The organism is Arthrobacter sp. TJ-170 (genome assembly GCF_058269305.1).
This window is the reverse complement of the sequence record NZ_JBZCNL010000003.1, coordinates 1-23,690: the sequence shown is the minus strand read 5'-3', so window position 1 is coordinate 23,690 and position 23,690 is coordinate 1. Positions and strand designations below refer to the sequence as shown.

At 63.0% G+C, this 23,690-nt stretch carries 23 protein-coding genes; 14 read left to right on the top strand and 9 right to left on the bottom strand.

Annotated features, from left to right (window positions below; all coding sequences use genetic code 11):
- Both AC4D1W_RS06970 and AC4D1W_RS06965 read right to left on the bottom strand, forming a co-directional pair.
- Positions 1 to 636 carry a CDP-alcohol phosphatidyltransferase family protein gene (locus tag AC4D1W_RS06970; protein WP_490891184.1) on the bottom strand — a complete coding sequence of 212 codons (636 nt, stop codon included), beginning with the start codon at positions 634 to 636 and terminating at the stop codon, positions 1 to 3.
- Positions 629 to 1,306: a TVP38/TMEM64 family protein gene (locus AC4D1W_RS06965; protein WP_490898239.1), complete on the bottom strand. Its 678-nt coding sequence runs from the start codon at positions 1,304 to 1,306 to the stop codon at positions 629 to 631. Before AC4D1W_RS06965 ends, AC4D1W_RS06970 begins: the two co-directional genes overlap by 8 nt.
- 88 nt (positions 1,307 to 1,394) lie before the next feature.
- On the opposite strand from AC4D1W_RS06965, the gene AC4D1W_RS06960 reads away from it, so the two are divergent.
- The 8 genes from AC4D1W_RS06960 (at position 1,395) to AC4D1W_RS06925 (ending at position 9,043) form a co-directional block, all read left to right on the top strand.
- On the top strand, positions 1,395 to 2,648 hold the full coding sequence (locus AC4D1W_RS06960) for an ABC transporter substrate-binding protein (protein ID WP_490898238.1): 1,254 nt from the start codon (positions 1,395 to 1,397) through the stop codon (positions 2,646 to 2,648).
- Positions 2,648 to 3,481, top strand: coding sequence for an ABC transporter permease subunit (locus tag AC4D1W_RS06955; RefSeq protein ID WP_490898237.1), 834 nt, complete (start codon positions 2,648 to 2,650; stop codon positions 3,479 to 3,481). The genes AC4D1W_RS06960 and AC4D1W_RS06955 overlap by 1 nt, the downstream gene beginning before the upstream one ends.
- 59 nt (positions 3,482 to 3,540) lie before the next feature.
- Entirely contained in the window at positions 3,541 to 4,308 is a 768-nt protein-coding gene (locus AC4D1W_RS06950; RefSeq protein WP_490898236.1) for an ABC transporter permease, read from the top strand.
- Positions 4,305 to 5,351, top strand: coding sequence for an ABC transporter ATP-binding protein (locus AC4D1W_RS06945; RefSeq protein ID WP_490898235.1), 1,047 nt, complete (start codon positions 4,305 to 4,307; stop codon positions 5,349 to 5,351). Before AC4D1W_RS06950 ends, AC4D1W_RS06945 begins: the two co-directional genes overlap by 4 nt.
- Before the next feature lie 212 nt (positions 5,352 to 5,563).
- Positions 5,564 to 6,262 carry a Crp/Fnr family transcriptional regulator gene (locus tag AC4D1W_RS06940; protein ID WP_490898234.1) on the top strand — a complete coding sequence of 233 codons (699 nt, stop codon included), beginning with the start codon at positions 5,564 to 5,566 and terminating at the stop codon, positions 6,260 to 6,262.
- A 25-nt stretch (positions 6,263 to 6,287) separates the two neighbouring features.
- Entirely contained in the window at positions 6,288 to 7,139 is an 852-nt protein-coding gene (locus AC4D1W_RS06935; RefSeq protein WP_490898233.1) for an alpha/beta fold hydrolase, read from the top strand.
- 275 nt (positions 7,140 to 7,414) lie between these two features.
- Positions 7,415 to 8,032 carry a DUF47 domain-containing protein gene (locus AC4D1W_RS06930; RefSeq protein ID WP_490891174.1) on the top strand — a complete coding sequence of 206 codons (618 nt, stop codon included), beginning with the start codon at positions 7,415 to 7,417 and terminating at the stop codon, positions 8,030 to 8,032.
- Positions 8,033 to 9,043: an inorganic phosphate transporter gene (locus tag AC4D1W_RS06925; RefSeq protein ID WP_490891173.1), complete on the top strand. Its 1,011-nt coding sequence runs from the start codon at positions 8,033 to 8,035 to the stop codon at positions 9,041 to 9,043.
- A 9-nt stretch (positions 9,044 to 9,052) separates the two neighbouring features.
- Here AC4D1W_RS06925 and pstB read toward each other — a convergent pair whose 3' ends face one another.
- The 4 genes from pstB to pstS form a co-directional block, all read right to left on the bottom strand.
- A complete protein-coding gene (pstB, locus tag AC4D1W_RS06920; RefSeq protein WP_490891172.1) occupies positions 9,053 to 9,832 on the bottom strand; it encodes a phosphate ABC transporter ATP-binding protein PstB in 780 nt (259 codons plus the stop codon).
- A gap of 28 nt (positions 9,833 to 9,860) precedes the next feature.
- A complete protein-coding gene (pstA, locus tag AC4D1W_RS06915) occupies positions 9,861 to 10,964 on the bottom strand; it encodes a phosphate ABC transporter permease PstA (RefSeq protein ID WP_490898232.1) in 1,104 nt (367 codons plus the stop codon).
- Positions 10,964 to 11,896 carry a phosphate ABC transporter permease subunit PstC gene (gene pstC, locus AC4D1W_RS06910; protein WP_490891170.1) on the bottom strand — a complete coding sequence of 311 codons (933 nt, stop codon included), beginning with the start codon at positions 11,894 to 11,896 and terminating at the stop codon, positions 10,964 to 10,966. Before pstC ends, pstA begins: the two co-directional genes overlap by 1 nt.
- A gap of 148 nt (positions 11,897 to 12,044) precedes the next feature.
- The gene (gene pstS, locus AC4D1W_RS06905; protein WP_490891169.1) at positions 12,045 to 13,160 is read right to left on the bottom strand and encodes a phosphate ABC transporter substrate-binding protein PstS; all 1,116 of its coding nucleotides are present in this window, start codon (positions 13,158 to 13,160) and stop codon (positions 12,045 to 12,047) included.
- A gap of 244 nt (positions 13,161 to 13,404) precedes the next feature.
- On the opposite strand from pstS, the gene AC4D1W_RS06900 reads away from it, so the two are divergent.
- The 4 genes from AC4D1W_RS06900 (at position 13,405) to disA (ending at position 17,954) form a co-directional block, all read left to right on the top strand.
- Positions 13,405 to 14,166: a DUF8692 domain-containing protein gene (locus AC4D1W_RS06900; RefSeq protein ID WP_490891168.1), complete on the top strand. Its 762-nt coding sequence runs from the start codon at positions 13,405 to 13,407 to the stop codon at positions 14,164 to 14,166.
- Positions 14,167 to 14,176: 10 nt separating this feature from the next.
- On the top strand, positions 14,177 to 15,304 hold the full coding sequence (locus tag AC4D1W_RS06895) for an FUSC family protein (RefSeq protein WP_490891167.1): 1,128 nt from the start codon (positions 14,177 to 14,179) through the stop codon (positions 15,302 to 15,304).
- Between the two features lie 41 nt (positions 15,305 to 15,345).
- Positions 15,346 to 16,722 (top strand): DNA repair protein RadA, encoded by a 1,377-nt coding sequence (radA, locus tag AC4D1W_RS06890; protein WP_490898231.1) that lies wholly within the window; start codon positions 15,346 to 15,348, stop codon positions 16,720 to 16,722.
- Positions 16,723 to 16,877: 155 nt separating this feature from the next.
- Positions 16,878 to 17,954 carry a DNA integrity scanning diadenylate cyclase DisA gene (gene disA, locus AC4D1W_RS06885; RefSeq protein WP_490891165.1) on the top strand — a complete coding sequence of 359 codons (1,077 nt, stop codon included), beginning with the start codon at positions 16,878 to 16,880 and terminating at the stop codon, positions 17,952 to 17,954.
- Positions 17,955 to 17,988: 34 nt separating this feature from the next.
- On the opposite strand, the gene AC4D1W_RS06880 is transcribed toward disA, so the two are convergent.
- The 3 genes from AC4D1W_RS06880 to hisD form a co-directional block, all read right to left on the bottom strand.
- Positions 17,989 to 18,654, bottom strand: a complete 666-nt coding sequence (locus tag AC4D1W_RS06880; RefSeq protein WP_490898230.1) for a DUF4232 domain-containing protein — start codon at positions 18,652 to 18,654, stop codon at positions 17,989 to 17,991.
- A gap of 80 nt (positions 18,655 to 18,734) precedes the next feature.
- Complete coding sequence (locus tag AC4D1W_RS06875; protein WP_490898484.1) at positions 18,735 to 19,523, bottom strand: nitrilase-related carbon-nitrogen hydrolase; 789 nt, start codon at positions 19,521 to 19,523, stop codon at positions 18,735 to 18,737.
- Between the two features lie 47 nt (positions 19,524 to 19,570).
- Positions 19,571 to 20,923, bottom strand: a complete 1,353-nt coding sequence (hisD, locus tag AC4D1W_RS06870) for a histidinol dehydrogenase (RefSeq protein WP_490898483.1) — start codon at positions 20,921 to 20,923, stop codon at positions 19,571 to 19,573.
- 72 nt (positions 20,924 to 20,995) lie between these two features.
- Between hisD and AC4D1W_RS06865 the strand changes: the two genes are divergently transcribed.
- Both AC4D1W_RS06865 and AC4D1W_RS06860 read left to right on the top strand, forming a co-directional pair.
- On the top strand, positions 20,996 to 21,904 hold the full coding sequence (locus AC4D1W_RS06865; protein ID WP_490891162.1) for a LysR family transcriptional regulator: 909 nt from the start codon (positions 20,996 to 20,998) through the stop codon (positions 21,902 to 21,904).
- Between the two features lie 129 nt (positions 21,905 to 22,033).
- On the top strand, positions 22,034 to 23,500 hold the full coding sequence (locus AC4D1W_RS06860; protein WP_490898229.1) for a purine-cytosine permease family protein: 1,467 nt from the start codon (positions 22,034 to 22,036) through the stop codon (positions 23,498 to 23,500).
- Positions 23,501 to 23,690 lie beyond the last annotated feature (190 nt).

The window sequence follows — 23,690 nt, the reverse complement described above, 5'->3', positions numbered from 1 at the left end:
TCAGCGAAGCGCCCGGAAGCCGGCGACTACGCGCTGGGCGGCGCTCACCGACACCACCAGCGCCCACACGAGCGCTATCTGGCCGGCAAAGGCGGGAAAGATCAGCCACAGGCTGTGCACGAGCACCGTTTCCGCGCCCTCAGCGAGTCCACCGAGGAACGAGAGCGAGCGCCCGTCGTCGATCTGTCTGCCGCTTCGCTCCGCGATGGAAGAAAACGCAAGGAAGACGCTGCCGTTGATGTAGTACGCGAACAGAACCAGCAGGAACGGAAGCCACGCGGCGTCGTACGCAGCTGTTGCGCCGATTGCCACGCCGACAACGGTTGCGCCGTAGACAATGAAGTCTGCTGAGATGTCCCAGAAGCCGCCCTGCCCGGCATCCGTCCGGTCTGATGCCGGAGTCCGCTCGAACCTGCGCCGGGCCAACGGTCCGTCGAGTCCGTCCGCGAGGCGGCACAGGAGCCACGCCATGAGGGCTGGTATCCAGAGCTGCCCCGCAGAAAGTGCGGCACTGAGAAGGCCCAGCACGAGGTTCAGCGACGTCAGGCGGTTGGGCGTGATCCAGGGGACGTCGAGCCGTCCCGCAGCCGAATCCAGCAGCGGCGCAATCAGCGGGCGGAGCCGGGAATCAAACATCGGAGCCCCGGTCCTTCCGCCGCGACCTGATCGCGTAGACCGCCCCGGCGATGGTCAGGACTCCCAGCCCTGCAGCTGCTGCCTGGGCCTGCCAACCCAGCTCGAGACCGTACGCTCCGAGGGCGAGGAAACTGACCGTCCCGGGCAGGATCCCGAGTGCCGTCCCCAGGAAGTACGGCCACCAGCCAACGGAAGTAAGCCCGGCAGAGTAGTTGATGGCCGTGAACGGCAGGACGGGCACCAAGCGCACGCCGACCACTGCCGCGAATCCGCGGCGCCGCAGCACCTCGTCGACCTTCGCGACCCGGGTGCCGGTGAATCGTTCGACGGCTTCCCGCCCGAGGTGACGGCCAAGCCAGAACGCCGCGGTGGCCCCCAGCATGGCGGCAAGGTAGACGATGGCGATGCCGGCACCGAAGCCGAACAGAACACCTGCGGCAATGGACAGGACACTTTTAGGAACCGGCGCAAGTGTCAGAGCAGCGTAGCCGAGCGTAAACCCGACAGGCCCCCACCACCCGGCCGAATCGATCATCGCCCGCAGCTCTTCAACGGGAGGAATCGGCAGAAGGAGCACAACCACAGTCATGACAGCGACGAATGCCACGAGAAGCAGCACGCGTTTGAGGGCATCCGGGAAACGGCTGCCCTGACCGTTGTCCTCCGTCACTGCACCTGCCGCCCGTCCAACCCTGTCCTCCCCTGCTGAGGCAAGCCTCGAGCATACTTGACCACACCACTCACCCCTGAAGGAAACAATGGCCCGCCGAAGTCCCCATTCCGTCCTTGCCCGCCGTCTGCCGGTCTGGCCGTCGGCGCTATTGTCGGTGCTCGTGCTGACTTCCTGCGGGAATACCGCGGCAGCACCGGCCGGGGAACTCTCAAGTTTTGATGAAGTGCTGGAAGTCGCGGAAGGCCAGACCGTCGACCTCTGGATGTACGGCGGAGACGAACAGGGCAACGCCTACGTGGACCAGACGCTTGCTCCGGCGGCCGAGGAGCTGGGAATAACTCTTCGCCGGGTTCCCGTCGCTGATACTGCGGATGCAATGAACCGCGTACTGAGCGAACTGCAGGCCGGCCGGGATGACGGCTCAGTGGATCTCGTGTGGGTCAACGGCGCAACCTTCAGCACGGGCCGCCAAGCCGAGGCGTGGCGCTGCGGATGGACAGAGATGCTGCCGAACATGGCCTACACCGATCCGGATGATCCCCTCCTTGCGAACGACTTCGGTACCCCCGTGGATGGCTGCGAAGCGCCCTGGCACAAGGCTCAGTTCACCTACTTCTACAACGCCGATGCCGTGTCCGAGCCGCCCACGAGTCTGGCCGGGCTCCTCGACTGGGCGGAGGCCCACCCCGGGCGCTTTACCTATCCCGCGCCTCCGGACTTCACGGGCAGTGTGTTCCTGCGCGAAGTGATGATTTCCGCAGCCGGCGGGGCTGGAGAGGTTCCACTGTCCTACAGTGAGGACCTTTTCGATGAGCATGCACCGGCTGCTCTTGAGACACTCGCGGACCTTGAACCCTCGCTTTGGCGCGAAGGGGCAACCTACCCGCGGGATGAGCAGGCACTAAACAAGCTGTTCAATGAGGGCCAGGTGGATTTCGGTATGACCTACGGTCCGGCCCGGCTCTCTGAGCTGGTGGCCTCCGGAGCCCTCCCCGAGTCCACCAAAGTCCTGCCTCTGGCGGAGGGCACGGTGGGTAACGCCAGCTTCCTCGCCATCCCGGTGAATGCCACAGACGCGGCCGGCGCCATGGCGGTCGCTAATCTGGCCCTGTCCCCCGCCCAGCAGGCTGCAAAAGCAGACCCCGACATCTGGGGACAATTCACAGTGCTCGACGTCGGCCGACTTGAACCGGAACAGCAGGAACTCTTCACCGTCCTGCCTGAGTCTCCCGTCGTTCCCGCATATGAGGAACTCTCGCGCAACGCTCACTCCGAACTCGGTTCCGACTGGGTACCGGCGCTTGATGAGGCCTGGCGCCGGTCCGTCGCCGGAGGTTGATGGACACACAGCGCAGGGCATTGCTGACCGTCGCCCCAGCGGTCATCCCGGTGGTCCTGGTAGTGATGGGTGCGCTGGTGGCAGCCCTCCTGCAGAGCTTCGGGCTGATGCCGTTCGTCGGCCAACCCGAGTTCAGCACCGAGGCATGGACCGCTGATGGTGAACTCATCGCTGCCACGGGACTTTCCCTCTATATTGCTGCCGCCTCCACTGTGCTGTCGGTGATTGTGGGATTCCTGATCGCCGCCTACGTGCTCTCAGCAGGGTGGCGTGGCCGGGTAATCGGGGCGCTGAGCGCGGCTTCGGTACCCATCCCGCATCTGGTTGCATCGGGGGCGACGGGGTTGCTGCTGTCCGACGCCGGTTTCCTCGCCCGGTTGTTCGGCTTGCCCGATGGGTTCCCCCGGCTGGTTGGGGACGCCTGGTTTGGTGCCGTGATCCTGGAGTTCGCATGGAAGGAATCGGCCTTCGTCGCCCTCGTGGTGGCGGGGAGCATAGCGGGCTCGGCCGGCCAACTCTGCGAAGCGGCGGCCAACCTCGGCGCGTCCGCCCGGCAACGGATGGTCCATGTCGTTCTGCCGCTGGCTGCGCCCTCGCTGGCGATCTCCGCTCTCGTGGTCTTTGTCTACACGCTCGGATCCTATGAGGCGCCCTGGCTCCTTGGTCCCATTGCGCCGGAACCACTGCCGGTACGAGCGGTCCGGCTGTTCGGCGCCATCAACCTCGAGGCCCGGCCGCAGGCGATGGCCACTGCCCTGGCTTCTGTCCTGGCAGGGCTCGCTGCGATTGTCCTCGGGCTCCTGGTGCTTCGACGTCTGAGGGGGTTGCGATGACGGCCGCGCACCGTGTAGGTGCCGGACCACGGCAGCGCCGGTTCAGTCCCAGTACAGGCGTGCATACGCTGCTGGGCGCCATTCTCCTCGTTTGGATCGCGCTGCCGGTCGTGCCCCTCGGGCTGTGGTCCGTTGCCGGGCAGTGGAGGGCACCGAATGTTCTTCCGGCCACCTTCTCTGCCGAGGGCGTACGGGCACTGTGGGCGGGAGAAACCCTTGCAGCCGGTGCGGCGTCGCTGGCCCTGGGTGCGAGTGTCGCGGTGACCGCCACGCCGCTCGGGGCACTGGCTGCCCTTGGTCTTCGGCGGCTCAGGCCAGCGGTCGCCCGACCCATCGAGATCATCCTCCTGGCACCGCTTGCCATTCCACCATTCGCGCTGGTGATGGGGGCGAATGTCGTGCTGCTCAGCGCGCGCGTGCCGACCTTTCCGTCCGTGGTCCTCGTATTGACGGTAACCGCCCTCCCCTACACCGTCTTCATGTTCCGCGCCGCGCTGGCTACCTACGATGATCGCTTTGAGGAGGTGGCCCGAACCCTCGGCGCTCCCATGAGGCAGGTAGTCACACAGGTACGAATCCCGCTGCTTGCCCGGGCCACTGCGCGCGCAGGGTTCCTTGCCTTCCTCGTTGGATGGGGTGACTACATCACTACGGTGCTGGTGGGCGGCGGACAGGTTGTGACGCTGCCCCTCCTGCTCGGCTCTGCGGCATCGGCCACCGGGAACGAGCAAGTGACTGCTGCTCTTTCGCTTGCGATGATAGGACCGCCCTTGATCCTGCTGGCTCTGCTCGCGGGTTCCAGCTTCCGTGGAAGGACCGTGGGATGAGTTCAAGCCTGACCTTCCACGAAGTGTCCCGGCATTTCGGTGACGGGGAAGTTCTCCGGGACGTCTCCCTCGAAATTCCCGCCCGGCGGTGCGTTGCCCTGCTGGGTGCCTCGGGGAGCGGGAAATCCACCCTGCTGCGCATTGCGGCAGGCCTGGATAGACCCTCATCCGGATGCGTTCTGGTGGATGGGCAGGATCTTGAGGGTGTGCCGGCAGAAGGGAGGGAACTCTCCCTGGTGTTTCAGAAGCCGCTGCTCTTTCCGTATCTGACGGTGCTCGACAATGTTGCATTCGCAGGGAAGATGGCCGGTCTGCCCAAAAAGACGGCGCGTTCAGAAGCCCTGGCATTCCTTGAACTCGTCCAGCTTGAGAGCTTCGCCAAGCGAATGCCGGGCCAACTCTCGGGTGGCCAGGAACAAAGGGTTTCCTTGGCACGCGCCCTGGCGAGGAATCCCCGCATCCTCCTGCTCGATGAGCCTTTCAGTTCCCTCGACTTCCGCCTCCGGGAGGACATGTACGCTCTCCTTGCGAAGATTCGCTCCCAACTCGAACCGACGATCGTCCTGGTCACACACGATCGGCGGGAAGCTTCCATATTGGCGGACACGATCGCGGTACTGGACGAGGGCAGGATCCTGCAGCACGGCGCGGTAGCACAGGTGCACTATGAGCCTTCTACCCGGGCGGTCAACCGCATTCTGGGCGGACTCAACGAGGTCCCGGGCACCGTGGCCGGCGGATACCACGAGTCCGGCCTCGGCCGTATCAAGGTTCAGCCGGAGGCACCAAACGGCCCCGGGCTCCTTGTTATCCGGCAGGAAGCCCTGCGCCTTACCCCTGCAGGTGGGGGAGCCGCCGAAGGCACAGTGACGGAAGTGAAGTCGATGGGCGCCCACACCCTGGTCCTGGTCCGGATGGGTGCCGAGGTCCGAGACGGTGGTGACAGCATCGCCGTCGAAGTCGTCGGCGCACCGCCGGTGCGTCCCGGTGACCGCACAGGCGTGATCACGCACGGTGCCGGCGGGTGGGCGGTGCCTGTATGACGGCCGCGCGCAAGGGCAGCTCCCGGTGAGTGTGTCCTGGATTGCAGAACACGCTCGCCGAACGTCCGTAGCGTGTTCGACAACGGGGAAATAGTCTTCAGGAGGGCGATCCCATGGTGACCGAGACAGCCAGCACGTGTGCGCCTGGCCTCGCCCAGGCGCCAAAGGGCGGAGACCAACCCTGGTCCCCTCAGAGACGGGAGACAGACTCTTTGACAACAGGACCTTCTGAATTCACCTGTCTGCGGGAAGTCGACCTTTTCGCCGACCTCAGTCCGGCGGAACTGGAGGCGATGCAACTCATGGTGCCGGAACGGCGGTTCTCGGCAGGTGAGCTCGTCTTCTCCCAGTCGCAACCGGTCACTGCCCTGTTTGTCCTGAAGTCAGGTAGAGTCCGGATCTTCCGGATCACCGAGGACGGCAAAGCCCTGACCATGGCGATCCTCGAGCAGGGCGCCGTTTTCGGTGAGATGCTGCTGGTCGGCCAGCGCATGTACGACAACTATGCCGAAGCGATCGAGGAATCCGTCATCTGCCAACTCACGGTGGACGACGTCGAACGGCACCTCGTCGCCGACCCGCGGATTGCCGTCCGAATCTCCCGGCTACTGGGTGAGCAGGTGGCCCGGCTTGAGGAAAGACTCACGGACCTCGCGCTCCGCCCCTTGTCAGCACGCACCGCGAAAACGCTGCTCACGCTTGCCGAATCGGCACGCCCCGGCAAGCTCGGCCAGCCTCCGGCAATCCGGATCACTCACGAGCAGCTGGCCGGCCTGCTGGGAGCAACCCGTGAAGCGACGAGCAAGACCATGGCTGAATTCGCCACCGAGGGACTGATCCGGCAAAGCCGCGGACGAATCACGGTGAGAGACCCCGACCGGCTGAGGATCATCGCCAAACGGACCTCCTGATAACGAGTCAGCGCAGGCTGACCCCTTGAGCACAAACACCATGAGCCTCACGACGTCTATCTGGAAGGGTTCCGCCATGGAAGAAAAGGCCGGCACAGTAAACGGGAGCACGGTCCGTTGGCTTGAACATGGCAGCGGAAAGCCGGTGGTCCTGATTCATGGGATTCCAACTTCGCCCCGTCTCTGGCGGCGTGTGATGCCGCTCGTCCAGGGCCGCACTCTCGCCTGGGAGATGCCCGGCTACGGCACCAGCATCCGGGAGGGCCAGGATCGAGACCTAAGCCTCAAAGCGCAGGCCGGCTACCTGCTCGACTGGAGCGATTCGTTGCAGCTCGATGCCAAGCCCATCCTGGTGGGCCACGATCTCGGGGGCGGCGTGGCGCAGATCGCGGCTGTACGCCGGCCCAGTACGTTCTCCGGTCTCGTGCTGACAAATGCGGTGGCTTACGATTCCTGGCCCATACCGAGCGTCAAGGCGATGCAAAAGGTTGCCGGGCCGCTGTCACATCTGCCTCATGCCCTTCTTTACCCGGCATTAGCGCAGCTTTTCCACCGGGCGCACGACGACCTCCAGCAGGCCCGGGAAGCGATCGCCCAGCACTGGCCTCCCTACCTGACCCAGGGCGCCGCGCGAAGCATGATGCGCCAGATCCGGGCGCTTGATGTCCAGGACACCCTCGATATTGCACGGGAGATACCACGCCTGGGCCTTCCCTCACGCGTGGTCTGGGGCGCTGCGGACAGGTTCCAGAAGGTTCGCTATGGCGAAAAACTTGCCGCGGACCTCGGCACCGAACTTGTGCGCATACCGGGCGGAAAACACTTCACGCCCGAGGACCACCCCGAGGCGATCGCAGACGCGATCAATTCGCTGTGAGCAGGGCAAACTGCTGACCAATTCTCCTTGGCGGCCCACCGCCGTCGTCATGTCGTTGACATGCAGGCGGGTCAGTAGCAGACTGAAACTGGTGTCGGACCGTGGAACCCCCGGGCTTCAACATTTAGCCGCTTCGAGCGGCCTTCCGCCGAGAGGCGCTCCCGGTTCGGCGCCACTTTTGTGCCCTTAGGTGGCCGGTTGCACAGCACCGGTCACCTAAGCGCGGCACAGGTATTCTTAGGTGGCAACCGTCCGTGCGACCCTAGGTGACTTTAGTGAAGCTCCACCTCTTCCCGCAGGAGAACGCAGGACTGGAACTGCTCTCCAGCATGGCCCAGCAACTGGTCCTCGGAGTCCGCAGCATGTCGGGCATCCTCGGAGCTGCTCGTCAGGATTACGACCAGCTGGCCGAAGAGCTCCATCAGTACGAAGGCACGTCCACCGACCTGCATTTCGCCCTGCTGACCTCAATGCGCACCAGCTTCATCAACCCGCTGCCCCGCGAAGACCTCTATGCCATGTCACGCCTTCTGAGCGAAGCAATGGAAAAGCTCGACGGCGCCGCGGAATTGATTGCCCTCTACAAGCTGAACAAGCTCAGCCGCCGCGCATCCGAGCAACTGGAGGTAATCACGCGCCAGGCGGAACTGACCGCCGAAGCGATGCGGCAGCTGAACTCCCTCGACGATCTCGAGGACTATTGGATTGAAATTTTGCGCCTCGCCAAACGCGCCGAACGTACCCACAGAATCTGGTGCTCGGAGCTGCTCGCGGACCACAAGCCCCTTGTCTATGCCCGGCACCGTGACGTGGCAAACCAACTCGTCGACGTCACCAAGGACATCCGCAAGGTCGCAACTCACGTCGGTGCCATCGTCGTCAAGGAATCGTAGGTGGAGGTCTTCCTCCTCGGTGCCGTAATTCTGTTCGCCGGCGGTTTTGCCTTCATCAACGGTTTCCACGATGTCTCCAATTCCATCGCCACGTCCGTCCGGACCCGGGCCCTGACGCCAACCGTCGCCGTCCTGCTCGCAGCGCTGTTCAACCTCGTCGGTGCGCTGATGAGTGCCAGTCTTGCCACGCTCTTCACCGGTGACAGCATCGATCTTCCCCGTGGTCTGAGCGGCCTCGGCATTCTCCTGGCCGCTCTGCTGTCGGCGTGCGCGTGGGGAATCTTCACCTGGTACCGAGGCAAGCCGTCGTCGTCCACGCATGCGCTCATCGGTGCGCTGGCTGGGGCGGGCGGAGCCGCGGCCGTGCTCGGAGGCGAATCCATCGCGGGTTCCGGCCGGGTGTTCCTGCTGGACATCGCGCTGCCGCTGCTGCTCTCGCCGCTGATCGCCTACCTGCTGGCGTACGTCGTCGTCTTTCCTGCGACATGGCTGCAGCGACACAACTCACCGCGGAAGGTCAACGACGGTAACCGGATGGCGCAGGCTGTCCTGACAGCCGCGTTTGCGCTTGGCCACGGACTGCAGGACGGCCAACGGACCATGGTCGTGATCGTTCTCGCGCTGGTGGGAGCCGGCGTGTATTCCGGGAGCGGCATTCCGCTGTGGGTCCAGGTTTTCGCCGCAGTGCTCCTGGCGGGAGGTTCTCTGCTGGGAGGTTGGCGAATCACCCACACGCTGTCCAACCGGCTGGTGCGCATCGACCCCCTGCGCGGCATGACCGCCCAGGGAGTCAGCGCCGTGATGCTGTTCGTGGGCTCATTGTCGCTGCACATGCCGCTCTCCAGCACGCACACCATGACCTCGGCGATTGTGGGCGCCGGCGCCAATCAACGCTACGCCACGGTTCGCGGCCGCGTGTTGCGGTCCGTACTGCTGGTCTGGATTACGACGGCGCCCGTCACCGCGCTGCTCGCGGCGATCCTCTATCTGGCGATGAGTCCGCTGCTCTAGGCACGGTCTTTATCCGAAGCGGCCGGAGACGTAATCCTCGGTTGCCTTCTGGGAGGGCATGTTGAAGATGTCGGTGGTCTCGCCGTACTCGATCAGCTTGCCGGGCTTGCCGGTGCCCGCAATGTTGAAGAAAGCAGTCTTGTCGGAAACCCGCGCCGCCTGCTGCATGTTGTGGGTAACGATCACCACGGTGTACTCGTTCTTGAGCTCATTGATGAGGTCCTCAATGGCGAGGGTGGAGATCGGGTCAAGTGCAGAGCAGGGCTCGTCCATGAGAATGACCTCAGGAGAGACCGCTATGGCACGCGCAATGCAGAGGCGCTGCTGCTGGCCGCCGGACAGGCCGGAACCGGGACGGGCAAGGCGGTCCTTGACTTCATTCCACAGGTTGGCGCCACGCAGGGACTTTTCGACCAGAGCGTCAGCGTCCGACTTTGAGATGCGCTTGTCATTCAGCTTTACGCCGGCCAGCACGTTGTCGCGGATGGACATGGTGGGGAACGGATTGGGGCGCTGGAAGACCATACCAATCTGGCTGCGGACCGTGACAGGGTCCACTGCGGAGTCGTACAGGTTGTCGCCGTCGAGCAGCACTTCACCCTCAACGCGTGCACCCGGGATAACCTCGTGCATACGGTTCAGGGTCCGCAGGAAGGTGGACTTTCCGCAGCCGGACGGGCCGATGAACGCGGTGACGGAGCGTGCGTCGATGCTGATGTTTACGTCTTCAACAGCGAGGAACTTGCTGTAGTAGACGTTGAGGTCCTTGACGTCGATTCGCTTGGACAATGGGGATCCTTCTGGTTGTGCCGGCGGGTCAGCGGCTGGTCTTGGGAGCGAAGAGGCGGGCGATCATGCGCGCCACGAGGTTCAGGAGCATGACCATGACGATCAGCACCAGCGCCGCCGCCCAGGCACGCTGTGTGCTGGGGTCAGTGGCGGTCGGCGAGGTGGGCGTCAGGATCTGGTAGTAGATGAACGTCGGCAGGGTACTCATCCAATCGCCGAAGACGTTCCAGTTGATCGAGCTGGCAAAGCCGGCGGTTACGAGGATGGGCGCGGTTTCGCCGATTACGCGGGCGATGGCCAGGGTGACGCCGGACGCAATGCCGGAGATCGCTGTCGGGATCACTACGCGTGTGATTGTGCGCCACTTCCTCACGCCGAGCGCGTAGGCGGCTTCCCGGAGCTCGTTCGGGACGATCTTGAGCATCTCCTCGGTGGAGCGCACAACAACCGGGATCATCAGTACTGACAGAGCGACGGCGGCAACAAAACCGGTACGTGTTCCCGGCCCGAACAGCTGGCCGAACAGCGCCGCGGCGAAGAGACCGGCGACGATGGACGGGATACCGGTCATCACGTCAACGAAGAAGGTGATGGCGCGTGCCAGTTTCCCACCCGTGGAGTACTCCACAAGGTATATGGCCGCCAACAGCCCGATCGGCACGGAGATGAGGGTTGCCCACAGGGTGATCTGGAGGGTTCCGACAATGGCATGGTAGGCGCCGCCGAGAACCGGCGATCCTTCTGCAACGGTCTGGTTGTCGATCGCGCCGGTGACACCGTTCATCGACGTGAACAGGAAGTTGTAGGTCAGCCCGGGGAATCCACGTTCCAGAACAGTCCAGATAACCGAGAGCAACGGCAGAAGAGCCACCAGGAAGGATCCGTAGATCAGGAACATGGCCAGTCGGTTCCGGGCTTTGCGGGACCCCTCCACGACGCCGGTGACAGCCGTCCCGGCCACGATGAAGAGGAGTGCGCTGAAGAGGGCCCACGGCACCAGGCCGAAACCGACCAGCGCGGCCAGCGCAGCACCAACTACGACCGACGCTGCCAACACCGCCCAGAGGGTGTGGGTGGGCATCTTGCCCTTGGTCAGTTGGGAGCGACGCGGAGTCAAGGTGGCATTCGCCATTAGTTAGCCCCTGAGAATTCTTTGTGCCGGCTGATGATCCACCGTGCAACGATGTTGACGGCAAGGGTGATGAGGAAGAGAACCAGGCCGGCGGCGATCAGTTCGGCCAGACGCAGCCCAAATGCCTCGGGGAAGTTGAGCGCAATTTCGGCCGCGATTGTCTGGTTTCCGGATTGAATCAGGCTGGCGGTGAGCGCGCCGCCGGAAAGCACCAGGGCCACGGCCATGGTTTCGCCGAGAGCGCGGCCGAGGCCGAGCATTGCTGCACTGATGATTCCGGGGCGGGCGAACGGCAGTACCGCCATGGTGATCATTTCCCAGCGTGTGGCGCCCATGGCGAGCGCTGCTTCTTCGTGCAGCTTCGGCGTCTGGAGGAAGATTTCCCGGCTCAGTGACGTGATGATGGGGAGGACCATGACTGAAAGTACGACGCCAGCGGTGAGCATGGTGCGTCCGGTCTGGCTCGCGGGTCCCTCGAAAATCGGGATCCAGCCGGCGTTGCGCGCGAGCCAGTCGTAGGCGATAGCCATCTGCGGTGCGAGGACCGCGTAACCCCACGCTCCGTAGACCACTGACGGGATAGCCGCGAGCAGGTCGATCACATAGCCGAGTCCCTGGGCGAAGCGCCGCGGAGCGTAATGGGAAATGAACAGGGCGACGCCGATACCGAGCGGGGTGGCAATCAACAGGGCAATGGCCGCCGCGATGACCGTCCCGATGACGATCGGGAAGATGTAGGTAAAGAAACCTTCCCCGCCGGAGATGTCGGCCGGGTCGGCGCGGAAGACCGGAAGAGCCTCAACGATCAGGAAGACTGCAACGCTGAATAGCGCCGCCAGGATCAGGCAGCCTGCGGCGAGGCTGGCCCCGGAGAATATTTTGTCTCCGGATTGACCTGCACCACCTGCTCGTTTCACTGCATTCGTGGACACGGGGGACCTTTCGGCGCTTCGCGGGGATCGTCTGGGACAGTGCTCGCGCAACTGCCCCGCTTATACAAGGTACCTGCAACCCCGTCGGGGCACAGACAGCCAACAGCCCCGCCAGGGCCTCTCGGCCTGGCGGGGCGTCGTTGACTTGTTAGGAAGCAACCTGAATGGTGTCAATCGCTTCCATTGCCTGCTCGCGGAGGGTCTCCGAGATAGGCGCGTTGCCGGCGGAGGACTCGGCCGTCGTCTGGCCTTCCTCACTGACTGCGTAGCTTGCGAAAGCCTTGACCAGGTCTACGGTCTCCTGGTCCTCATAGGCGCTGCAGTAGAGGTGGTAGGAGACAAGCACGATCGGGTATGCACCCGACTCAGTGGTATCGCGCTTGAGGTCGAGGGACATGTCTACTTCGCTGCGTCCTTCAACCGGCTCTGCAACCTCGACGGCGCGTGACGCGGCATCCGCGCTCAGCGCTACGTACTCTTCGCCAACCTTGACCAGTGCCTGTCCCAGGTCACCGACGGCGGATGCGTCCGTGTAGGTGATCGCGCCTTCGGTGGAAGAGGTGGTGGAGACGACGCCGTTAGTACCCTGAGCGTTTTCGGCGACGATCTCGGCAGGCCAGTCTCCGGAGACCTCATAGGTCCAGGCGTCAGGTGCGGCTGCCGAGAGGTACTCAACGAAGTTCTCAGTGGTACCGGAGTCATCGGCGCGGTGAACAACCGTGATCGGCAGGTCGGGCAGTTCCACGCCCTCATTCTGCGATGCGATGGCTTCGTCGTTCCAGTTCTTGATCTCGCCCTTGAAGATGGCGGCGATGGTGGCGGCGTCGAGGTTCAATTCCTTGATCTCAGGAAGGTTGAACGCGACAGCGATCGGAGAGACGTATGCGGGGACGTTGATGGCACCGTCGGGGCCGCAAACCTCCTTGGACGCCTCATACTCCTCGTCATCCAGGTAGGCGTCTGAACCGGCGAATTGCACGCCCTCTGCGAGGAAAGCTTCGCGACCGGCACCGGAACCGTCCGGGGAGTACTGAATGGTAGCTTCAGGATTGGCCTGTTCAAAGCCGGTCTTCCATGCGGTCATGGCTGCGTTCTGGGCGGAGGAACCGGCACCGGTCAGAGTGCCGGAAACGGTGCTTTCGGTAGCGGAGCTCGAGCCGCCTTCAGATCCTGGGCTAACGGCGCTGTCAGAGCCACACGCCGTGAGGGCCAGAGCGGCCACAGAGATTACTGCCGCAGCGCGGCCAAAGCGAAGAGCCTTCACTTGAATATTGCCCCTTCCAGGGTTTAACAGTCGGTGCTCAGAGGGCACCCGCGTTGTCTGTACGAGATTCGGTACGCACCTCACGCTAGGCACCGCAGGTAACGAGACTGACCGGTCAAAGTGAACAGAAGGTGAACGGAGGAAGGATTCTTGCCCCTATTCGCCATGCAACTCTTGTGCTTTGGAATGAATGCGTTATTTAGCTCTGATCTTTCTCCTTGTCACAGCGATTAGCGTGGTACCCATGACCATCGAAAGCAGCTCCGACGGCGGCCTCGCCGAGAACGAAGGCTTTTCCGCTGACCACCCAGGCCATGCGCTCAGGTGGCGCCGCCTGCTGTTCGGTCTCGGCATCGTGCACGTGCTGGTTGTCACCCTGAGCTTCGTCGCTCCCCTGCTGACCGGCCAGCCGAGGGGCGAAACGCTCTTCAGCGTGTACGTCGATGTGAACCAGGAAGGGAACCTCCCCTCCTGGTGGTCCGTTGCACAGCTCGCCGCAGCGACCACCAGCCTCCTGTTCGTTGCAGTGCTGGCCCAACACCAGAAGATCAAGGGATCCGCTGCCTGGTGGATCCTGGGAGGGCTGGTGTTGCTCTTCTGCCTGGATGAGGGCACCGGACTGCACGAACGGATGGACGCACTCGTCCTGCAGTTCGTCGACGTTACTGATTTCACGTTGGTCTGGCTGGTCCTCGGCATCGTGATCGCTGTTGTCGTCCTCGTGCTGGCGATTATCAGCGCCCGCTACCTGCCGGAGAAATCAACCCGGTTGATCGTGCTGGGTGTGGCGACCCTGCTGTTCGCCGCCGTCGGGCTTGAGTTTGTGGCAGGCGAGCTCACGCGCCTTGGCGCGCCGGCGCCGGTACTGCTTGTGCTTTCCCATCTGGAGGAATTCATGGAGCTTGCCGCCGGCTCGCTCCTGCTCGTTGCGCCGCTGGCCGCCGTTCGTACGCGGACAGCCGGCCACCTGACCAGCTTCACCCTCACTCACCGCTCCCGGCGGTAAGGTCAGGCGTATGACCCGGGGATCCCGACTGGACCGCGCACGTTCCTTTGTGCGCAACCGATCCCGGGTCGGGCTGCGGCGCAGCCGCTCGTCGCTGTTTCCCGCCATGCAGATCACCGTCGGCGCAGTGGGTGCGTACGCCTTCGCCGAGCAGGTGCTCGGACATGAGGGCCCGCTCTTCGCTGCCACCTCAGCCCTCATCGCGCTGGGATTCTCCCGTGATCCCCGTTTGCGCCGGGTGCTCGAGGTGGGCTTCGGCTGCACGCTGGGCATCGCCGTGGGCGACGTGCTGTTGGCGGCGCTCGGCACAGGGCTGTGGCAGGCCGCCGTCGTGCTTTTTCTGTCCGTACTGCTCGCCCGGTTCCTGGACAGCGGGACCATCTTCACCACGCAGCTGGCCCTTCAGTCTCTCCTGGTTGTGCTTCTGCCCCCGCCGGAAGGCGGGCCGTTCACGCGGAGCGCGGACGCCATTGTCGGTGGTGTCTTCGCCCTGTTGATCACCATGGCAATACCCCGGGACCCGCGCCGAGAACCCAAGGGCGATGTACGGAAGCTTCTCGGGGAACTCTCGGGGGTGCTCCGGGAGAACGCACGGGCGCTGTCCGCGAGCGACCCGACGCAGGCGTGGCATGCACTGGTCCGGGCGCGCAACTGCCAGCCGCTTATGGACGGCCTGTCCGGTTCAATGCGCGCGGCCGCGGAGGTTGCACGTATGTCCCCGGCGTATCGGAGGCACCGCGGCGAGATTGGCGAGCTCAGGGGGTCGATCGGCTACATCGATCTGGCAATCCGCAACAGCCGGGTGTTCTCACGGCGTCTTACCTCGGTCATCAACCATGCCGCGCTCTCGGATGATGCGGTGCAGTCCCTCTCGCAGGTGATTGAGGATACTGCAGACGCCGTGGATGTTCTGGCGCTCGCCCTGCATTCGTCCTCCACAGCCGAACGGGACCAACATCTGCGCAGGGCGCGCGAGGACCTGGCGGCCGTGGCCACGGTGCTGCATCCGACACGGCTCAACGTGGAGCGTCTCGAGGGTGAGGGGCTGGTCATCCTGTATCGGCCGCTCGTCGTCGACCTGCTCGAGGCCACCGGGCTGTCCCATGAGGACGCCGCCGGGTATCTGCCGAAACTGTGAGCCTCATCAAGACTGTCAGAAGCACCGAGTACGTTTGAGGCATGGCAACAAAGACCTCCCGCTCGCGCACGCAATCCCCCGCCTACCGCTGCGGCGAGTGCGGCTGGAGTACCGCCAAGTGGGTCGGCAGGTGCGGTGAGTGCCAGGCCTGGGGAACGGTGGAAGAGACTGCCGCCGCGGGCGTAGCGCGCACGACGGCGGCCACTACCGTTGCGCACCCGGCCCTCCGGATTGCCGATGTAGACGCCACCACCGCCTCCTTCCAGCCCACCGAAATCGGTGAACTGGACAGGGTCCTTGGCGGTGGGCTCGTCCCGGGCGCCGTAATCCTGGTGGCCGGTGAACCCGGCGTCGGCAAGTCCACGCTGCTGCTCGATGTCGCGGCGCGGGTCGCACGGCTGGGACGAACCGTCCTTTACGTCACCGGTGAAGAATCCTCCGCCCAGGTGAAGCTGCGTGCTGAACGCATCGGCGCCCTCGCGGACACGCTGTACCTCACGGCGGAGTCGGACCTCAGCCAGGCACTCGGCCAGGTTGAGAAGGTCGATCCTGCACTGCTGATCGTGGACTCGGTGCAGACGCTCAGCAGCCCGGACGTCGATGGGAGCGCCGGCGGCGTCACGCAGGTACGGGAGGTGGCTGCCTCACTGATCAACGCGGCGAAAACCCGCGGGATGACCACGCTGCTGGTGGGGCACGTCACCAAGGACGGTTCAATCGCGGGCCCACGCCTGCTGGAGCACCTGGTGGACGTAGTGTGCCAGTTCGAAGGTGAGAGGCACTCGCGTCTCCGCCTGATGCGCGCGGTGAAGAACCGTTACGGTCCCACTGACGAGGTCGGCTGCTTCGACCTGACTGATACCGGCATTGAAGGGCTCGCTGATCCGAGCGGCCTGTTTGTCTCCCGTACCAAGGAGCCTGTGTCAGGCACCTGCATCACGGTGACCCTCGAAGGCCGACGGCCGCTGCTGGCTGAGGTTCAGGCACTGCTGGCCGAGTCGGCGAACGCCCAGCCCCGTCGCGCAACCAGCGGTTTGGACGGCTCAAGGGTTTCAATGCTCCTCGCCGTCCTGCAGCGCCGCGCGTCGCTGCAGCTCCATAAGGATGACAGTTACGTGGCCACGGTCGGCGGGGTGAAACTGACCGAGCCGGCAACGGATCTCTCGGTTGCCCTCGCCATCGCGTCGGCCAAGACCAACCAGGCGCTCCCCTCCCGCATGATTGCGTTCGGGGAAGTGGGTCTCGCCGGTGAGGTGCGGCCCGTCCCCGGTATCTCGCGGCGCATCCAGGAGGCCGAACGCCTTGGGTTCACCCACGCCGTCGTACCGGAATCGCCGAACGGGCCCGGCAAGGTTCCCGCAGGCTTCACTGTGAAGCAGATCAGCACCCTCACCGAGGCCCTGGAACTGCTCTTCTGACCCATCCACGGCACCTGCGGCGTCGTAGATGGGTTGAACTGCGCCGAACGTTACGCTTTTGAGCAGGAACTGGGCCGTCAAGCGGATGCGTGCTCCCATAGGATTAGGAACTGCCGGGCCGTGCATTTGCCTGTCCAGCAGGAAGAGGGAGTGAGATGGTACGCAGTCCGGAGGACGCGCTGAAGGCAACCCTGGCGCGGGTGGCGCCGGGTACGCAGTTGCGCGACGGCCTTGAGCGGATCCTGCGCGGCCGCACCGGCGCCCTGATTGTCCTTGGCTTTGACCGCACAGTGGATTCAATCTGTTCGGGTGGCTTCGACATCGGGATCGACTTCTCACCGACGCGCCTGCGCGAGCTCGCAAAAATGGACGGCGCGATCGTCTGCGACCGCGATGCGAGCAAAATCCTGCGCGCCGGCGTGCAGCTGGTGCCGGACCATCGTATCGAGACGCAGGAATCGGGAACCCGACACCGGACGGCTGAACGCGTTGCCATCCAGACCGGCGTCCCCGTGATCTCGGTGAGCCAATCCATGCAGATCATCGCGCTCTACGTCGACGGCCTCCGTCACGTGCTTGAGGGATCCGAGCCGGTACTGGCTCGTGCCAACCAGGCGCTCGCCACCCTCGAGCGCTACCGTGCCCGGCTCGACCAGGTCACCGGGTCTCTATCCGCGCTGGAAATTGAAGCCATGGTCACCGTCCGCGACGTCGCAGTCACCCTGCAGCGCCAGGAAATGGTACGGCGGATCTCCGAGGAAATCTCGCAGTACGTTCTTGAGCTCGGCATCGACGGCCGCCTCCTCTCACTCCAGGTTGAGGAGCTCACCACCGGCCTGGGTCCGGGCAGCGAGATGGTGCTCCGCGACTACTCCGGGCTGGGCGGCAGCACCACGCCGGTCGAGGATCAGCTGGCACGCCTTCAGGGGTTCAGCTCCACCGACCTCATCGACCTCGGGACCATCGCGAGCGTGCTCGGGTTCAATCCGTCCGCGGACTCACTCGACGCCGTCGTGCAACCCAAGGGTTTCCGGCTGCTATCCGGCATCAAGGCCGTCCCGCCCACCGTTGCCAACCGGCTGGTGGATCACTTCGACGGGCTGCAGAACCTAATGGCCGCCAACATCGATGACCTCATGGCGGTGGACGGTATCGGCGAGCAGCGGGCGCGGACGGTCCGGGAAGGCCTCTCCAGGATCGCGGAGACCAGCCTCCTCGATCGCTTCATGTAAAAAGGCCGCTCTCTTGTGTGGACCGTGCGAGCGTCTACTCGAGCGTGAATGCGACGTCGTCACTGGTGCGCTCACCAAGGCGTGTCTGGAACGCGTACTGGCCCGGTCCCGGCACAACGTCCACCTCGGTGCACTCGGGCGCGCTTCGAATCCGTTCCCACGTGAACCGTGCTGTCTCCGACTCTCCGGGCTCGATAGTCACCTCGAGGTCCTCGGCGCCTTCCTGGCAGTCGCGGGAGGAGAAGATCCGGTCATCGCCACTGGTGATAAGGAACTCCATCTGTGACGTCCCAACGTTCACGGGACAGGGCGCGTCGCCCGTGTTGCTGACCGTCAGGGAGAGAACCGGGGACTGATCAGCCGCGTAGGTCTCGGCGTCGGTGCTGCCGGTGACCTCGATGGAGGCCGGGTTGCACACCGGCTCTGTGGGAGTTGCCGACGGTGTCGGGGACGCCGACGCGCTTGCTGTGGAGGGAGCAGACGGATCAGGAGCAGCGCTTGTGGGAGCGGCCACGGCCGGAGCAGGTGTCCCATCACCGCGAAACATACCCGCGATGGCGATGCCTGCCCATATGAGGCCACCGATGAGTAGGAGGGCGAGCAACGCGACCAGTTGACGGCGCCGCTTGTACACCCGGGGGCTCGGTTTCCCGTGGGGCCTTCTCACCCGGCTGCTGCCTGTACCTCCTGCCGAGCTCATGGTTCAAGGCTAAGAGACGGAGGGCCGGCAGGCCCTCGCACCACGCCGCGAAGCCCTGATAAGCGATGCGTTGACCCACCTTACATATAAAGGTCGGGCCGCCGATCGTGTACCGAATCATTGTGTGGCCCTATCCGGGCACGGTCTGCTGCAATGTCAATGACCGCGTCCAGTCTGCCGAACTCGTCTGTGCTCCCATTAAGCCAACCGTCGGTACCGATTACTGCCGTACCTTGCGTCCAGCGGTGTCCTCTCTCCGTTCCTCTGCGATCGCAGCAAACAATCGCCATCGCGGACGCCCTCGCTGCCGCCATACCCTGAATCACTTCGGGCGCGTGTTCACCGGCCGGACGAGGTATCAAAGGCCAATTCGTCGGTACAGCGGTAATTTCAGCACCTCTGAGGGCGAGAGATCGTGGCATCTCCGGAAATTCAAGGTCATAACAGATGAGGACTCCGACTGCGCCAACCGGGGTGGGAACGACTGGCGGCGGGTGTTCTCCAACAGAAAAGATCGACTTCTCCGCATCCCATAAGTGTGTTTTGCGGTACACATCCTGCACGCCTGCCTGAGTGATAACTGCGGCGCTGTTGAATAGTTCACCGTCTCCCTGCTCACAGAAACCGACAATCAACACCATTTCGGATCTGAGTCTCGCTGCCCAACGATCGAACAGGGGATGATCGGCTCCCAGCGCGCATCGTTCAGCTTCGACGGCTTCAAGGTAGTACCCGCTTGTTGCGAGTTCCGGCAACACCAGCAGCTGCACCCTATCCTCTACAGCTTGTTGGATAGCGTTCTCGATCATGGCGAGGTTCTCTTCGAGCTGTCCAGCTATCGGCGCCAGCTCATGTGCTCGGACCGACACGACCCGCGGGACACCGTAAGCAGCGGAGCGAACAGGATCTTCCAAGCTCACTTCACGGTCACCCCCGGAGTAGTTTCTGTAACCGGATTCAACCTTTGCAAGCGCAAGGACGCTGTAGCGAGATGGGCCATCATTCCTTCGGAGCCAGAGATTACTGCGACCGCGTCGGCGAGACTGGGGGTCGCGTCCCGTTCCACACGCTGGTAGGTGAGAGGCTTCAGGAACCGGGATACCGAGAGCCCGGCGGAGTGTTTCGCACCACCGGCGGTCGGCAGAACATGATTTGTCCCGGCCATTCCTTTGTCAGAATAAGCAACAGTGCTCCACTCGCCAATGAAAAGCGAACCATAATTGCGCAATGTCGAATGGTAATAGTCGTTGTCTCCGGTGAGGAGCTCAAGATGCTCCGGCGCAAGATCGTCCATGAGCGCGACTGCCACCTCGCGGTTGGCTGCGACAGTCACAGAACCATAATCACGCCACGCCGCGCCGGCAATCTCCGCGGTCTCCAGTGTCAGAAGCTGGCGACCAACTTCCTCTATGACTTCATGTCCCAGGTCCGCGGATGTGGTCACCAAAGCTGCAGGAGAGTTGGGACCGTGTTCTGCCTGGCCGAGCAGGTCTGCTGCGACCAGAACCGGGTCGGCCGTCTCGTCGGCAATGACAGCCACTTCCGAAGGTCCGGCGAGCAGGTCAATTGCCGCAGTACCAAATAGCTGACGCTTGGCTTCAGCCACGTACGCGTTTCCTGCGCCTACCAGCATGTCGACCGGGAGATCGCCGAGTAGCCCGAACGCCATCGCGGCCAAAGCCTGCACTCCGCCTAAAACAAAGACACGGTCAACTCCAGAAAGGTGCGCAGCGTACAGCACGGCATCGTTCGCGCGACCGTTCGGCTGGGGTGGCGTACACGAAAGAACAGTCGGTACGCCAGCAATCTTCGCTACTCCAACAGTCATGAAGGCGCTCGCTGTAAGTGGGAACCGGCCAGCGGGCAAATAAGCCCCTACGCGGGAGACCGGAATGTAGCGAACACCAGCCTTAACGCCCGGCACAACCTCGGTTTCGAAATCGACTAGGTGTCTCCGCTGAACCTCTGCAAATGATTGGGTTCGCTCCGCCCCGAGTTCTATTGCAACCCGAAGGTCTAAAGGAAGCCGGGATCCGCTGGAGCTGATGTCGCTTCCGGTCAGCTCGAAATCCCCACCGTCCCATCCATCGAGTTTGCGGGCATAATCCAGAACGGCGTCCATGCCGCCGGCCTCTATGTTGCGCAGCATAGATGACACAGTTTCGACTACGACGGGATCACGTTGAGCGGCGGGCGCATCGATCAAGGGTTCCTTGAGGTGCCGGTAATTGCCGCGGAGATTCTCCAGAACTGAGGGTGTGAATAGCATGCCGTGATCGTACGCATGTGCGCTTACCGCCCACAAGGGCTATAGGAACTATCCAAGGGATAGCCTTAGGCTATGACTCTTACCCAGCTCCGGGCCTTTTTACTCGCCGCAACTCTGGAATCTTTCACCGCTGCTGCCGCTGCATTAGGAACCACCCAGCCGACAGTCTCCGAACTGGTCCGCAAGCTTGAAGCCGAAAGCGGCCTGCAACTCTTCATGCGTGGTGGCAGGAGCTTGGTGCTTACATCGGCGGGAAGGGAGTTACTGCCCTGGGCTCGCAGGACCGTAGATGGAGCAGACGGCGCTGAACAATCGCTGAACGCCTTTCGTGGAATGAAGGGAGGGGTGGCTTCCGTTGGAGTGCTGCGTAACGCCTCTTATTACTTCCTCTCCGATCTTGCTGTGCGATTTCATTCTGAACGTCCGGGTGTTCGGACACGCCTGGTCGGTCAAAACTCTGTCGAGGTGGCCGAAGGCGTGCGCTCCGGGCAACTTGAAGCGGGCCTAGTCGTCCTCCCCATCACTGATGACGGACTTGCCGTGACTCCACTTTTACGTGATGAAGTGGTATGGGCAACCACGGACCCTGCGCGCGCGGCGAAACCGATGACTGTTGAGGCCATCATGGAAGCGCCCCTGATTCTCTATGACGCGCATTATGGATGGGACGATCCAACACGTCGCCAATTAGCCGAGCGCGCGCAGCTCGCTGGCGTTCGTTTGGAGCCGATGATCGAGGTGGAGAATGTGGAATCTGCCCTCGCGCTGGTAGCTCGTGGCGTAGGGGACACCATCGTGTCCCGCGCGGTAACGGCCAGCACCATCTTTCCGGAGCACATCCTCACTGTGCCATTCCGTGAGCCGCTCTACGACACAATCGCAGTGATAACGCGCGAAGACGCGGCACTGTCTCCAGTGACGTCGGAGCTAATTCGTTTGGCTACCGAGATGGTGATGACCAGTCGGGCCGCCGCAGATTGAACATAGGCTCTTCCTATGCCTGACACAAGGAAATATCGTCTTGTGCGATAGGTGGTCACCTCCTAGTCTCAATGCAACCGCAACTACCAGCCACCTGAGGCGTAAGCCGCACTATCCCGGAGGAAAACTATGAGCGGATCGACTAGGGCACCACAGGAGCCTGCTTCACCACCAGAGTTGATCGAAAAGCGCTCAATCGACTGGGTGCCCCTCACTGAGCGCACTGGAAAACCCTGGAGCCTATTTCCTCTATGGTTCATGTCCAACGCCAACGTCACCACCTTGGCAACCGGCATGATCGGTGCAGCACTGGGAGCTTCGTTCCTGACGTCGCTTCTGGCTATCATTTTGGGCGTTGCAGTAGGGACGGTATTCACCGCGTTCCACTCTGCTCAGGGACCTCAGTTGGGTCTCCCGCAAATGATTCAGTCCCGGGCGCAGTTCGGCTTCCGCGGTGTTGCACTTATCTGTGCTGTCGTGGTGTTCAGCCTCGTCGGCTTCAACATGTTCAACCAGATGCTGGCCGCCGAAGTTCTCACCATGACAACCGGTATAGCAATGACCCCGCTCTGGTACTTCATCATCAGCACCCTGGCCCTGGTTCTTGCAGTATTTGGTTACCACTGGATTCATAAAACCCAGAAGTGGCTGACCCTGCTTTTCCTTCTAACTTTCGGTCTTTTCACAGTCGCCGCCGCAATAGCTATTCCTCTGGAAGGCAACCAACTCTCGCTCGCGGGTTTCGATTGGGCACCCTTCCTTGTACAGTTTGGTGCCTCGGCAGCGTACGCCCTTGGATGGGCTCCCTACGTTTCTGACTACTCGCGCTACCTTCCACCGGAAACCAAGCCCGGGAAGGCGTTAGCTTACACCTATGGCGGGGTGTTCGTGGGCGCGGCGTGGCTGATGGTCCTCGGCGCATTCATCGCCGCAGTGTTTCAAGGAACCGCGCCCTTGGAAGGCGTACGGGACGCCGCTGACCAGATACTTCCAGGGTCCGGCTACTGGCTGCTCATTGCCGCACTTCCAGGTTTGGTGAGCGTCATCACCGTCAACATCTATGCAGCGGCCATGGAACTCATCACGGCAGCTGACTCTATAAAGCCCATCCAACCAACCCGCGCAGTTCGTATCATCGCCTGTACTATCATCGCGGTGGCCGCCTTTATCGGCTCGCTTCTTAGCACGGGGGAATTCCTCGCCAACTTCGGCAGCTTCCTCGTTATCCTCCTCTACGTCCTGGTGCCATGGACCTCGGTCAACCTTGTCGACTACTACTTTGTCCGGCGCGGACATTACGCCATCGGGGAGATCTTCAAGCCCAACGGCATCTACGGCAACTGGGGTTGGCGAGGTATGACAGCCTATGGAATTGGCATCCTCGCCATGGCACCCTTTGCCGTTACCGCCTGGTATGTGGGACCGGTCGCACAGGCGCTCGCTGAGGCAGATCTTGCGCTTTTTGTCGGTCTCGCAGCATCAGCTATTGCCTACCTCCTCCTCGCCCGAACGATCGAGCTAAGCGCAGAACGCCGCATCGCGGATGAGGGCCGCAACATCTCCGGACAGGAAGCCGTGCAATTCGGGACGCGATAGACAATCGTGTAGGCAGTGGAGGATCCGAATACTCATGACGCGACGCGAGCCAATCGCAGGCGGTTTGTCGGTGACGGTCGAAAAGTGAGCCATTGTGACGGTTGAAAACTGAGCCACCTGTTCCAAACGATTGGGTGGGTGATCACAGTGGAGGATTGGGCGCTTATTCGGCGGTTGCATCTTGCCGACG